This is a genomic window from Flavobacteriales bacterium, assembly GCA_021296215.1.
GTDB lineage: Bacteria > Bacteroidota > Bacteroidia > Flavobacteriales > ECT2AJA-044 > ECT2AJA-044.
Map to the genome: position 1 here is coordinate 15,149 of JAGWBA010000023.1, position 13,195 is coordinate 28,343.

Sequence of the window (13,195 nt, forward strand, 5' to 3'; positions counted from 1 at the left end):
TCAATGGTTGGGAATCGCCGACACCGGCGCATGACGGCTCCAAAAATACGAAATGGAGAGTCCAACCAAAATATGCCAAATACTCCACCAAGCAGCCAAGATGGCCATGCCGCCCAAACCGTCGAAGAAGTTAAAGATAAGAATGAGCCCCAGCCCGGAATTCTGGATGCCGGTTTCTATGGCAATACTCCTCCGCGTAGGTACGTCGAGTTTCATGATCCGCGCGATCTGGTACCCACCGGTCAATGCCGTGGTGTGGTGAATGAATACGATCAAGATCACGTACTGGATCACCTCCAAAAAGATGGCGTAGTTCGCCCGAAAAGCAAATACCACGAACCCAATGAAAATGAGCATGCTCAAGTTCTTGATGGGCTTCACGATCGTCGCCGTGATCTTGGGGAATTTATTGGCAAATCCGATCCCGAGCACCAGCGGTATGATCAACAGCAAAGCAATGATCTTGAATACCTCCACAGGATCCAGCGCAATGGTCTTCAGAATATCGTGAGTGGGCGGATACAAAGCACTCCAAAAAGCGAAATTCAACGGTGTCATCAGAATACTAAAGGCCGATGAAAAGGCCGTTAAACTTACACTCAAGGCCGTATTCCCCCGAGCTAAATGCGACATGAAATTGCTGATATTACCTCCGGGCACGGCAGCCAATAAAAACATTCCGAGCGCTAAACTCGGAGCCGGCTGTATGATCCACACCAAGGCCAAGGTGGCCACGGGTAAAAAAATGAACTGACTAAAGATTCCGGTAAACAGGGGTTGCGGTTGACTCACCACCTGCCTGAAGTGGTCGAGTTTGATCTCCAACGACACGCCAAACATGATGAAGGCGAGACAAATATTCATGAAGAGCATGTTCCCTTCACTGAAATTGAGCTGAATCTGGTCTAAATGTTCCATAAACAAATGATTTCGGAAGATATTTATTTATCGTTAACCGATCATATCCTCACTGTTTCCGGACCAAATATCCGCCGAACCGATTTCATTCCCTAACTGAATTCCGCCGGGGTTGAACCCCATTGGCAATAAATGCAAAAAAGGCCTCCACAAAGGGAGGCCTTTTCTTATTCTCTGCGCCTACGGCGCGATTCGCTTCTCTTAGTCTACTTTGAACGCATCCGCATCGAACTCGGGCTCAAAGTCAATTTCTTTAGTGAAGGCATCTAACTTCTGTGGTCCCATCGGAATGGTCACTTTACCCGGAAACATCACACCACCAAAGTCTTGGTAGTCGGCATAGTCGGTCGACTGAACGATCGGCCCTTCAGGTCCTTCCGCCTCAGACGACGAACGCACCTTCAACCCGGTCTCCACATCAAAGTACTCGCGTTTCTTGTCTCCGTTCGGCAGGGTTACCACCATTTCATATGCCGGAGCTCCATTCACGCGTTTGATGGCCGAAAGCTCGGTAGTGACACCCATGTCCCCGTAGTGCAATTCGGGGAAGATCATAGCCTCGCTCTTGAGCGATGCGATCTCTTCTTCTAAAACAGGGATCTCTTGTCCCTGCTGTGAGATCTTCGCTTTGTCTCCGTTCAAGCGCATGCTGAAGATCGCCATGTTGCCCATGGTCATCTCTTGTGCCATTTTATCGGGCTCAGAGTACTTCTGTACCATTTGCAAACGCATACCCTGCATAGATATCTCCATGCTGATCTTGGCTTCCGTGATCGCCTCGAGTTTCTCGCGACCACCGATAGCGGTTAGGTACTGCTCAATAACCGTGCTTGCGGTTACTCCTGCCGGAATCGGAATAGAAGGCTCCGTGGTTGGCTCTCCGTAAATGTCGTACCACTGAATTGTACCCATTTCGGACAATCCACCCATGATCTCATCGCCCTTACCGACAATAAGCACCGTAGCTTGTTCCGGCTTGATGTGCTCCTGAGCCATAGCTTGGAGGTCGGCTACCGTTACCGCCGAAAGGCGCTGGAGGTAGGTGCTGTAATAATCGGCCGGCAACTCGTAACGCGCGGTATTCAAGGCGAAATTGGCCACCGTGTTCGGATTCTCGAGCTGAAGTGCGAATGTTCCGTTCAAGTAGTTCTTGGCTGCTTGAAGGTCCTCTTCGGCAACCGGCTCGGTGCGGATGCGGTTCATTTCGTAGAAGAACTGAGCCAATGTACTGTCCGTAACTTCGTTACGCACGTTCGCATAAGCCATGTACTCACCAACGAGCTCATCGGCATCGTACGAAGAATAAGCACCGTAGGTGTATCCTTTATCCTCTCGGATATTCTTGTACAAACGACCTTGAGAACCACCTCCGAGGATTTGGTTCATGAGCGACACCTTTACGATGTCGGCAGATCCGGGCTCCAAATCGGTCAGGTTACCGATCTTCATCACCGACTGTACACTTTCGTCGCGGTTTACGACGGCTAAGCGCATCTCGGTCGGATTACTAGGCGCGATGTACTCGAAAGTAGGCACGTCAGCTGATTCCCAATCGCTCAGATATTTCTTGACCAATTTCTTGGCCTTTCCTTTCTTGATATCTCCTACGATAGCCAAGTAAGCGATATTCGGACGATAGTGGGTCTCGTAATACTGCTTGCAGTCTTCGAGGGTGATCGCCTCCACCGTTTCGGTGCGCTCAAGGTCACCATAGGGGTGCTGCTCACCGTAGAGCAAACGATTCCAAACCTGGCCGCTGATGGCTCCGGGATCGTCTTTCACGAATTGCAAGTTGTCCAGTGATTCCTTTTTGAGCTTTTCGAACTCCGCTTCGGGGAAGCTCGGATTCAAGATCACATCGGCCATGATCTGGAAAAACTCCTCGGTGTGCTCCGAAAGGCAGTTTCCATATACTGAAGTGGCTGAGGTATTCAATGAAGCACCGAGGAAGTCGATCTCTTCGTCGATCTCCGCTTTGGTACGGGTTGCCGTACCCCGCTCAAGCATCGAACCGGCGATATCGATGTATCCTGCTTTGTCTCCTTCGAGGATCGGATCGCGATCCAAAACCAATCGGAAGGTCACCCGAGGCAAGCGGTCGTTCTGAACCACGAAAACCTTGAGTCCGTTCTTCATTTCAATGACTTCGTACTCTCCGATGTTCAATTCCGGAGCCGGTTGAGCTGCGGGGCGGACACTGCGGTCGAGTTCCTGTGCAAATGTGCTGATCGAAGCGATCAGCGCAACGAATAGAATGCTAAATCTCTTCATGTCTACTTTTTATTGAGCTGATGCTTGTTCTTGATCTTTTGGAAGGTAGATCAACTTAACCCGGTTGTCGTCGTTCAAATACTTTTGAGCCACGCGCTGAATATCCTCGCGCGTTACCTTCATGTACTTTTCGATCTCTGTATTGATCAGGTTGGCATCGCCATAGTAGACATGGTAGTTCGCCAAGCTTTCGGCGATACCAGCCATGCTCGAATTACTTTGAACGAACTGCGAGCGAACTTGGTTTTGAACCTTCTCGAATTCGCGCTCGCTAATCAACTCGCTTTTGACTTTTTCCATTTCCTCATCGAGCCCCATGGCCAATGAATCGAGTGATTTTCCGATCTGGGGAAGACCGAGAACGATGAACAAGCCTTCGTCTTCCAAAGTGTACGGAAAAGCGAATACCTGTAGTGCCTTTTCTTCTTCATCGACCAATCGCTTGGGCAAACGAGCACTCTCGCCACCCGAAAGGATGTTGGTCAACATGCTCATGGCGTATGCATCCTGATCGGTCTCTCCCGGCATGCGGTAACCCATGAATACAGCGGGTATTTGAATATTGTCGTATACCGTATCTACGACTTCTCCACCCAAGGGCGGCTCTTCGATATTCGGTCGTGGAATCTCTTGAGTTCCTCTTGGAATGCTGGCGAAGTATTTCTCAACCCATTCCTTGGCTTGTTTGGGATCGATATCTCCCGCGATCGACAAGGTGGCGTTGTTGGGTACGTAAAAAACGTTGTAGAAGTCCATAAACTCCTCCAATTTAGCCGCGTTCAGATCTTCCAATGAACCAATTGGGGTCCAGTTGTAAGGGTGCTTGGTAAAGGCGCGTTTGAACATCTCGGCCGAGAAACTCGCATACGGTTGGTTGTCGATACGCTGGCGCTTCTCTTCTTTTACGACCTCGCACTGTGTATCCACGCCTTCCTGGTCGATGTTGGCGTGCAACATACGCTCACTCTCGAGCCAGAGGCCTAATTCGAGCTGATTCGAAGGAAGGATCTCGTAGTAAAAGGTACGGTCCTGAGTGGTATTGGCGTTGAGGTTTCCACCGTTCGATTGAACGATCTCAGAGTACTCTCCGCGTTCGATGTTCTCTGACCCTTCGAACAACAAGTGCTCAAAAAAGTGAGCAAAACCGGTTCTGCCTTCCACTTCGTTCTTAGAACCTACGTGGTAAAGTACGGTAACCGCAACGATAGGAGTGCTGTGGTCTTCATGCAAGATCACATGCAAACCGTTATCGAGATCGAATTCAGTGAACTCGACCTCGCGCTGAGCCATGGTGGGCACGCTGATCGCGGCCAGACCTAGAAGCAAGAGGAGTTTTCGTTTCATAAAATTGGTCGATTTTAATTGAGTAGACTTTCTGATTCTACAAAGGTTTCGCAATATAAGGAATGTGCCGAAGACCGGATGGATGGATGGTTGATTGGTACTAAAAATTTCGGAGCTTCCCAGGTTAAGACAGCTACAGCTACAGCTACAGCTAATGCTAAAAGGTCACAGTTATCGGTTTTGGTTCTTTGCAAGTGTCACTGCTCCGACGAAGTATGATACGTGAGTAGAGCCGCCTGATTTCGCGCAGCGAAACCCGTTGCGAAGCACCTGAACCAACGGCACAGCCCGCATGTTCGCAAGTGCACTTATAACGCGAAGCGCCACTTATGGCACTTATAACACTGATATAACAATTATCTTTTCTATCTTTGCCGTCCCGAATTCGGGAAATGATTTTTCGTTTAACCAGTTAATTCATGGCGATGTACGCAATTGTAGAGATAGCAGGGCATCAATACAAGGTTGAGAAAGATCAACAGATCTACGTAAACCGCTTGGAAGCCAAAGAAGGCGACAAGGTAGACTTCGACAACGTTTTGTTGATCGAGGACAAAGGAAACGTAACTATTGGCGCCCCCGCTATAAAAGGAGCCAAAGTATCGGCTAAGGTGCTCGAGCACCTGAAAGGCGACAAAGTGGTCGTCTTCAAAAAGAAGCGTCGCAAAGGGTACCGTAAGAAAAACGGTCACCGTCAGTATTTGACTTCATTGGAGATCAGCGGTATCACTGCCAAAGCTCCTGCGAAGAAAAAAGCGGCACCGAAAAAAGAAGTTGAACCCAAAACGGAAGAGGCCGCTCCCGAAGCAGCCGCGGAATAATCCGTAAAAACTCTTTGTCATGGCACATAAAAAAGGAGTAGGTAGTTCTAAGAACGGCCGCGAATCGGAAAGTAAACGACTCGGGGTCAAGATCTTCGGTGGTCAGGAAGCCATCGCTGGAAATATCATCGTACGTCAGCGCGGTACGCAACACTACCCAAGCGAAAACGTAGGTATGGGAAAAGACCACACCTTGTTCGCTTTGGTCGATGGAAAAGTAGCGTTCCAACGTCGTAAAGGAGATAAATCCTACGTTAGCGTTATCCCAGCATAGGAGGCGAACCAAGACGTAGTATTACGCAATATTTTATCGAGGCCGAATCCCTGTGGATGTCGGCCTTTTTTATCTTTGACCTATGTTACATGTAGCCCGAATTCGCGAAGAAAAAGATGCCGTTTTGGCCGGATTAGCCAAACGAAACTTCGCTACCCCCGAGATCCTCGATACCATCATCTCCAAGGACGACGAGCGTCGCAGCACCCAAGCGGAACTCGATACTACTTTGGCCGCTATGAACCGCATCTCAAAGGAGATCGGCGGACTCTTCAAAGAAGGCAAGCGCGACGAAGCCGAAGCAAAAAAGGCCGAAACCGCTGAGCTCAAAGAGCGCTCTAAAACGCTTCAAGAGCAAATGGCTCAAATCGACAAGGATCTGTTCGACCTCTTGTCTCAAGTGCCCAATGTGCCCAACGAGCTCGTTCCGGCCGGGAACAGCGATGTCGATAACGAGGTGGTCAAAGAAAACGCGAACAAGCCCGACTTGGGTGAAAACACCCTCCCCCACTGGGAACTCGCGGCGAAACACGACCTCATCGATTTCGAACTCGGCGTAAAGATTACCGGTGCCGGATTCCCCGTATATAAAGGTGCCGGAGCCAAACTCCAACGCGCGCTCATCCAATTCTTCCTCGATCGCAACACCGAGGCAGGATATACCGAGGTGCAACCACCCCTTGTAGTAAACGCCGACTCCGGTTTCGGAACAGGACAGCTACCCGATAAGGAGGGTCAAATGTACCATGTCACGGGCGACGACCTCTACCTCATCCCCACGGCTGAGGTTCCGGTAACCAACATCTACCGCGAAGCGATCCTCGCTGCTGATCAATTGCCGCAAAAACTAACCGCCTACAGTACTTGCTTCCGCCGCGAAGCCGGTAGCTACGGAAAAGATGTGCGCGGACTCAACCGCTTGCACCAATTCGACAAGGTAGAGATCGTACAAGTACAGCACCCCGACCTCAGCTACGCCGCACTCGACGAAATGGTGAGCCACGTCGAGAGCCTGCTGCAGGCCCTCGAACTTCCCTACCGCATTTTGCGCCTTTGTGGTGGCGATCTCGGCTTTACCAGCGCCCTCACCTACGATTTCGAAGTGTGGAGTGCCGCCCAGGAACGCTGGCTCGAAGTGAGCTCGGTGTCGAATTTCGAAACCTTCCAAGCCCGCCGCCTCAAGCTCCGCTACCGCGATGAAAACGGAAAACCACAAATCGCCCACACGCTCAATGGCAGCGCTTTGGCATTACCTCGTATCTTAGCGTCACTGCTCGAGAATAATCAGACCGCGGACGGTATCAAAATCCCGACCGCCCTGGTACCGTATTTCGGCAGCGACACGATCTAAGTATGCCGCAGGCTCAACCCCACGTACGGTTACTTTTTGTTCTCGCCCTCGCGGGCGGATGGGTGACTATGTCGTGCCGTTTCGAGTACTCGCCCAGCCAAATGGACCGCCACGCGCGGCTCGATTCGGCCCTTTACCACCTCGAGGAATCGATCGCTACCGTGCCTATCGATAGCCTCCAATGGATAACGGGCCGCATGAGCACCTCCATGCAGGCGTTTCGGAAAGCGTACACCGATACCACCGACAGTACCTTTCTCATGGAATCGCTGCCCCGGTATCAACACGCCTACGAAGACCTTCGCCAACTGCCCGACCAGCTGGAGCAGCTGAACGAACAAATCGACTACTCCAAACGTCAACTCAGCGGGCTAAAGGCCGACGCCGAACGCGGTAAAATAAAACCCGACGAAGTAGACGCCTTCCTAGGTCGCGAAGAGCAACACACCCGTGAGCTGCTCGAGCGGGCCGACACCCTCAAACGTATACTCCGAAGCGCGCTGGAACGTTATTATAACATCCAACCGCAGGTTGAAGAAAGAATATGAAAAAACTCCTGTACGTCATCCTTTTCCTCGGACTTGCAAATCTGGCCGCAGGCCAAAATTGGAAAGAAAAACGCTTGCTGGGTGAGCAATACCTGGAGCTGGGCGATTATAACAAGGCGCGGACGCTTTTTGAGGAGGCGTACGACATGGCGCAGAACGGCAATACGTACCAGTCGCTCTACGGTATTTACATGACGCAAGAGGAGTACGACGAGGCCGCGAAGCTCGCCAGGGATTTTGCCAAGCGCACGAACCAGTTGCGATTCGCCGTTGACGAAGCATCGGCCCTCGAAGCGGCCGGCGACCACAAGAAGTCCGATAAGGTGTGGGCGGAGATCGAGAAAGGGGTCGAAAAGGATCCGAACCAGGCGCTGAGCATCGCGCAGAAATACAAGGAACTTCAGAAATTCGAGGAGGCGCTGGCCATGTACCGTATGGCTCAGATGGCGAACCCCCGATCGAACCTCAGCTATCAAATCGCGGACATCTACTCGGCCATTGGGCGCATCGACCTCATGTACGGTGAGTACCTTTCGATGATCGAGGAAAACCCGAACTACCTGAGTTCGGTCCGCAACATGCTCAGCCGCAGCGTTTCGACCGACGCCGAGAATGAGAACAACGTGATGCTCAAGGAGGCGCTGATCCAGAAAATCCAGGAAACCGGAGCGCCGGAATATACCGATCTGCTCACCTGGGTGTACGTGCAGGAGAAGAACTTCGATGGCGCAGTCCGACAAGGAATTGCGCTCGATCGTCGCCTCCGGGGGAATCAGGCCGCGGTATACCAACTAGCCCAGGTGTGCGAAACCAATGAGGCCTACGACGCTGCACTTACCTGCTTCGAGTACATCATTGACGACGTGGGCAGGGACGGACCTTTTTACCGGGTCGCGGAGATCGGTAAGCTGCGGGTGCTTCAGGCTCAGCTCGATCGAAATAACCAGTATTCCGAAGCCGACGTGCTCGAACTCAAAGGTGTTTACCTGAAGACCATCGAAGAATTCGGAAGCTCCGAATATACGGTGGCCTTGATGCGCGACCTCGCCCATTTGGAGGCCTTCTTTTTGCAGAACGTGGACGAAGCTCAGACGCTGCTCGAAAACGCCCTCGAATTCAACAACGCCCGACCGTTCGACTTGGCCGAAGTGAAGCTGGAGCTGGCCGACATATTGCTGCTGAAAGGCTCCGAGTGGGATGCGATATTGCTGTACGGACAGGTCGAAAAAGACTTCAAAGAAGACATCATCGGTCAAGAAGCGAAGTTCCGCCGAGCGCGCATCAGCTACTACCAAGGCGATTTCCAGTGGGCGCAAGCTCAGCTCGACGTGCTCAAAGCAAGTACTTCGAAACTCATCGCCAACGACGCCATGAACTTGTCGCTGTTGATCTCCGACAACCTCAATCTCGATACCACCAGCGATGCGCTCGAGACCTATGCGCGAGCCGAACTCCTGGCCTACCAGCAACAGTACGATGAGGCCCTTACAGTGCTCGAGTACATGGAAAAAGCCTACGGAGCCCATACGCTGATCGACGAGATTCTGTACAAGCGCGCGCAGATCTACTTTGAACAGCGCAACTGGACCAAAACCGCAGAGGCCTATCAGCAGATCGTCGACAGTTACAGCTTTGACCTGTTGGGCGACGACGCCTACTATCAATTGGCGCGACTCTACGATGTACAGATCGGCGACTCAGAAAAGGCCTTTGAACTCTACGGTGACATGCTCACCAAGTACCCGGGCAGCAGCTATACCGTTCAGGCCCGCAAACGCTACCGCGCCATGCGCGGCGACAACCCAGACCTATGATCATATATAACGTTACCCTCAACGTGGACGATTCGATCCACGACGATTGGCTCACCTGGATGCGCGAAACCCACGTGCCCGAAGTCATGGCCACCGGTTATTTCACCGAGGCCCGCTTTACCAAGGTGCTCGTTCAGGAAGAAAGCGGCACCACCTATAGCGTACAGTACACGGCTCCGCACATGATCGCCGTGCAGCAGTATCAGCAACACGCCGGACCCGAGCTCAAGCAAAAGACCCTGGAGCGCTATGGCGATAAGGTGGTGGCGTTTAGGACCCTTTTGGAAGTGCAAGAACTCTTTCGGAATTCGTAGAATTCTGTGTTTTAAGTAGTAGCAGTGTTATAAGTGGTTTAGTGTCTCTTTTGAATAATTCACTATTATCACTTCTAGCGCGAAGCGCCACTTATACCATAAATAACACGCCTATAATTCAACCTAAAGACTAAAGCTCAACATCAGTGGTTCGCGCAAAAAAACATCTTGGTCAGCATTTCCTGAAAGAGCCCGAAACGGCGCGCAAGATCGCTATGGCCCTACGGGCCGATGGTTATCGCACCGTTCTGGAAATCGGTCCGGGGACGGGTGTACTGACCCAGTTCCTCATGGACCGCGACGAAATAGACCTCTACCTCAGCGAGGTCGACACCGAATCCATAGAGTACCTGCAGGCGCAGTATCTTCCATACCCCACCGACCGATATCTAGGGAACTTCCTGGCCCTGGATCTAGCCGCTAGGCTACCCATCCCTTGCGGAATCATCGGAAACTTCCCGTACAACATTAGCTCGCAGATCCTTTTTCAGGTGTACGACCAACGCCAGCACGTGCCCGAAGTCGTGGGTATGTTCCAGAAAGAGGTCGCCGAGCGCGTGGCGGCCTCACCCGGGAGCAAAACGTACGGAATACTGAGCGTGCTGCTTCAGGCCTTCTACGATATCGAGTACTTGTTCACCGTAAAACCGGGCAGTTTTAATCCGCCCCCAAAGGTCAATAGCGGCGTCATTCGGCTCGTCCGAAACGACGTCGACCAACTCGCTTGCGACGAGGTCAAGTTCAAGCAAGTGGTGAAATTGGCCTTCAACCAACGCCGGAAAACATTGAGAAATGCCTTGAAAAGTCTTATTTTCGACGGGCCTACGAAAGAGCTGGAAGTGCTGAATAAACGCGCCGAACAGCTCAACGTGGCACAATTCGTCGAACTCACGCAACACCTTCAAGAGCAATCTGGTGGAACTGACTAAAGAATACATCGAGCACATTCAGGAACGCCTCGAAACGGAGAACACCGAGGAATTGATCACCGAGTTCGAAAACCTCCACCCGGCCGATGCCGCCGAGATCATGGAGGAACTCAAGGAGACCGAGGCCGCTGCTTTTTACCAGTTGTTCGACGAAGAGCGATCGGCCGATATCCTTATGGAGCTCGAAGAGGAAACGCGCGCGAAAGTAGTGCGCCACCTCAGCACCCACGAGATCGCCAACGAGATCCTGTACAACCTCGACTCCGACGACGCGGCCGACTTCATCGCCGAGCTCGACGACGACGTTAAGGAGCGCGTTATAGACGAGATTCAGGACATCGAGCACGCCAAGACCATCGTGGACCTGCTCAACTATCCGGAGGATACCGCGGGTGGACTCATGGCCAAGGAGCTCATCAAGGTGAACGAAAACTGGAGCGTGCTCACCTGCGTGCGCAAAATGCGTCGTCAGGCCGAAGAGATCGAAGAAGTGCACGCCGTGTACGTGGTCGATGACGACGATCGCCTCAAAGGAACCCTGTCGCTGAAAAAGCTGCTCACCAACAGCACGCGCACCAAGGTCAAAGAGCTTTATAATCCGGCCGTGATCTCCGTCAAAGCCTCCGCCGACGACGAAGCAGTGGCGATCATTATGCAGAAATACGACCTCGTGGTATTGCCCGTGGTCGATGAACTCGGACGCCTGCTCGGCCGCATTACCGTCGACGACGTGCTCGACGTCATGAAAGAAGAGGCCGAACGCGACTACCAAATGGCCTCGGGTATCTCCGAAAGCGTAGAACAAAGCGACGATCTGTTCCGCATTACGCGCGCCCGCCTGCCTTGGCTCCTCGTTGGCATGTTCGGAGGAGTGGTCGCCGCCCAAATGCTCGACCTATTTTCGCTCGAAGAAAACGGCACCATGGGGCTTTTTATCCCCCTCATTGCGGCCATGGGCGGAAACGTAGGCGTGCAATCGGCCGCCATCATCGTGCAGTCGCTCGCCAACGAAAGCATTAAACGCGGTACCATCGGAAACAAACTGGCCAAGGAACTGGGGGTCGGACTCCTCAACGGGGCCATCATTTCCGTACTCGTGTTCGGCATCAGTCAAATACTCGGGTGGGAGATCATGCTCGCCACCACGGTCAGCATCGCCCTATTCGCCGTGATCATCTTCGCCGCCCTCTTCGGGACCTTTGTGCCCCTGGCACTCGACAAATACAACATTGACCCGGCCCTCGCCACGGGTCCCTTCATTACCACCACCAACGACGTCATCGGCCTGTGCATCTACTTCGGCATCGGCAAGCTCATTCTCGGTTTTTGATGCTCGGCAAGGTCCTTTTAGTCGATAAGAACGATGACGCCCTAGCCGGCGGATTAACAACGCTCGGCTACCAATGTATCGAAGCATACGATTGGTCGTACGAGCAAGTTCAACAGCACCTCGGTGAATACGAGGGCATGGTCATTCGCTCGCGTATAAAGGTCGATAAGGCCCTATTAGAAGCGGGTACTCAGTTGAAGTGGATCGGTCGCGTCGGGGCCGGAATGGAAAACATCGACGTTGTCTTCGCAGAATCGAAAGGTATCGCCTGCCTGAATGCCCCCGAAGGCAACCGAAACGCGGTGGCCGAACAAGCCCTGGGCATGCTGCTCTCCCTGTTCAACAACTTACGTAGAGCTGATGCTGAAGTCCGCTCAGGCATTTGGAAACGCGAATCCAACAGAGGCGTGGAGCTCGACAGCAAAACGGTCGGAATCATCGGCTTTGGGTTTATGGGAAGTTGGTTTGCGCGGAAACTTAGGAGTTTCGATATCAAAGTTCTAGCTCACGATAAGTATAAATCCGAATTCTTAATTCTTAATTCTGAGTTCTTAATGGAAGGCAATGACTATTCCATTGAAGAGGCTTCATTGGAGACGGTTCAACAGAATGCAGATGTGATCAGTTTGCATTTACCGGAGACGGAGGAGACCTATCACTATATCGACGACGCCTTTATTGAAGCGTGCGTGAAGCCGTTTTACCTCATCAATACCGCGCGTGGGAAGAATGTGGATACAGCAGCACTCATTCGCGGGCTCGACAGCGGAAAGGTCTTGGGCGCTTGCCTCGATGTGTTGGAATACGAAAAAGCCAGTTTCAGCAACTTATTCGATCGCGATGAACTGCCCGAACCCCTTCAAAAACTCCTTGCAGACGAACGGGTGATCTTAAGCCCCCACGTTGCGGGTTGGACCCATGAGTCGAACCGCAAACTTGCGGAAACGATTGTGAGGAAGGTGGGGGAGCTGCACGCTTCCGAGTAGTAAATCAGGTTCTGTGAATCAGGTTTCGCCGAAGCCGAAATCAGGTCGCGCTGCGCGCGATGAGTTTTTTATGGGCTGATTGGTTGAAGGTGGGCTTTGCAACGGCCCTGTGTAAAATGAATGCGGCTTTCCCGCCTCCGCGACAGGTGAACCGACTGAAAAACTTACCATAAGGCACCGCAGCAACTTAAAGGACGGCCGCACTCATTTTACACTTTGTGTGTGCCCGGCAAGGGCAACGGGTATTAAATGTACCTAATTTTCCAGAGGGTGGGAGTCCCTTGCAGGCGAGTTG

The 13,195-nt window shown here is 52.2% G+C and carries 12 protein-coding genes; 9 read left to right on the plus strand and 3 right to left on the minus strand.

Annotated elements, in window-relative coordinates; all coding sequences use genetic code 11:
- The 3 genes from J4F31_05615 to J4F31_05625 form a co-directional block, all read right to left on the minus strand.
- Positions 1 to 918: a bile acid:sodium symporter family protein gene (locus tag J4F31_05615; protein ID MCE2496039.1), complete on the minus strand. Its 918-nt coding sequence runs from the start codon at positions 916 to 918 to the stop codon at positions 1 to 3.
- 201 nt (positions 919 to 1,119) lie between these two features.
- A complete protein-coding gene (locus J4F31_05620; protein ID MCE2496040.1) occupies positions 1,120 to 3,189 on the minus strand; it encodes an insulinase family protein in 2,070 nt (689 codons plus the stop codon).
- A gap of 9 nt (positions 3,190 to 3,198) precedes the next feature.
- Entirely contained in the window at positions 3,199 to 4,533 is a 1,335-nt protein-coding gene (locus J4F31_05625) for an insulinase family protein (GenBank protein ID MCE2496041.1), read from the minus strand.
- Between the two features lie 425 nt (positions 4,534 to 4,958).
- Between J4F31_05625 and rplU the strand changes: the two genes are divergently transcribed.
- From rplU to J4F31_05670, 9 genes are all read left to right on the plus strand, one after another.
- Positions 4,959 to 5,354: a 50S ribosomal protein L21 gene (gene rplU, locus J4F31_05630; protein MCE2496042.1), complete on the plus strand. Its 396-nt coding sequence runs from the start codon at positions 4,959 to 4,961 to the stop codon at positions 5,352 to 5,354.
- Between the two features lie 19 nt (positions 5,355 to 5,373).
- Positions 5,374 to 5,628: a 50S ribosomal protein L27 gene (rpmA, locus tag J4F31_05635; GenBank protein MCE2496043.1), complete on the plus strand. Its 255-nt coding sequence runs from the start codon at positions 5,374 to 5,376 to the stop codon at positions 5,626 to 5,628.
- A gap of 82 nt (positions 5,629 to 5,710) precedes the next feature.
- Complete coding sequence (gene serS, locus J4F31_05640; GenBank protein MCE2496044.1) at positions 5,711 to 6,979, plus strand: serine--tRNA ligase; 1,269 nt, start codon at positions 5,711 to 5,713, stop codon at positions 6,977 to 6,979.
- Between the two features lie 2 nt (positions 6,980 to 6,981).
- The gene (locus J4F31_05645; protein MCE2496045.1) at positions 6,982 to 7,527 is read left to right on the plus strand and encodes a hypothetical protein; all 546 of its coding nucleotides are present in this window, start codon (positions 6,982 to 6,984) and stop codon (positions 7,525 to 7,527) included.
- Positions 7,524 to 9,341 (plus strand): tetratricopeptide repeat protein, encoded by a 1,818-nt coding sequence (locus tag J4F31_05650; GenBank protein MCE2496046.1) that lies wholly within the window; start codon positions 7,524 to 7,526, stop codon positions 9,339 to 9,341. Before J4F31_05645 ends, J4F31_05650 begins: the two co-directional genes overlap by 4 nt.
- Positions 9,338 to 9,655 (plus strand): DUF4286 family protein, encoded by a 318-nt coding sequence (locus tag J4F31_05655; protein MCE2496047.1) that lies wholly within the window; start codon positions 9,338 to 9,340, stop codon positions 9,653 to 9,655. The genes J4F31_05650 and J4F31_05655 overlap by 4 nt, the downstream gene beginning before the upstream one ends.
- Before the next feature lie 146 nt (positions 9,656 to 9,801).
- Entirely contained in the window at positions 9,802 to 10,584 is a 783-nt protein-coding gene (gene rsmA / locus J4F31_05660; GenBank protein MCE2496048.1) for a 16S rRNA (adenine(1518)-N(6)/adenine(1519)-N(6))-dimethyltransferase RsmA, read from the plus strand.
- Positions 10,568 to 11,914, plus strand: coding sequence for a magnesium transporter (gene mgtE, locus J4F31_05665; protein MCE2496049.1), 1,347 nt, complete (start codon positions 10,568 to 10,570; stop codon positions 11,912 to 11,914). Before rsmA ends, mgtE begins: the two co-directional genes overlap by 17 nt.
- The gene (locus tag J4F31_05670; protein MCE2496050.1) at positions 11,914 to 12,900 is read left to right on the plus strand and encodes a hydroxyacid dehydrogenase; all 987 of its coding nucleotides are present in this window, start codon (positions 11,914 to 11,916) and stop codon (positions 12,898 to 12,900) included. Before mgtE ends, J4F31_05670 begins: the two co-directional genes overlap by 1 nt.
- Positions 12,901 to 13,195 lie beyond the last annotated feature (295 nt).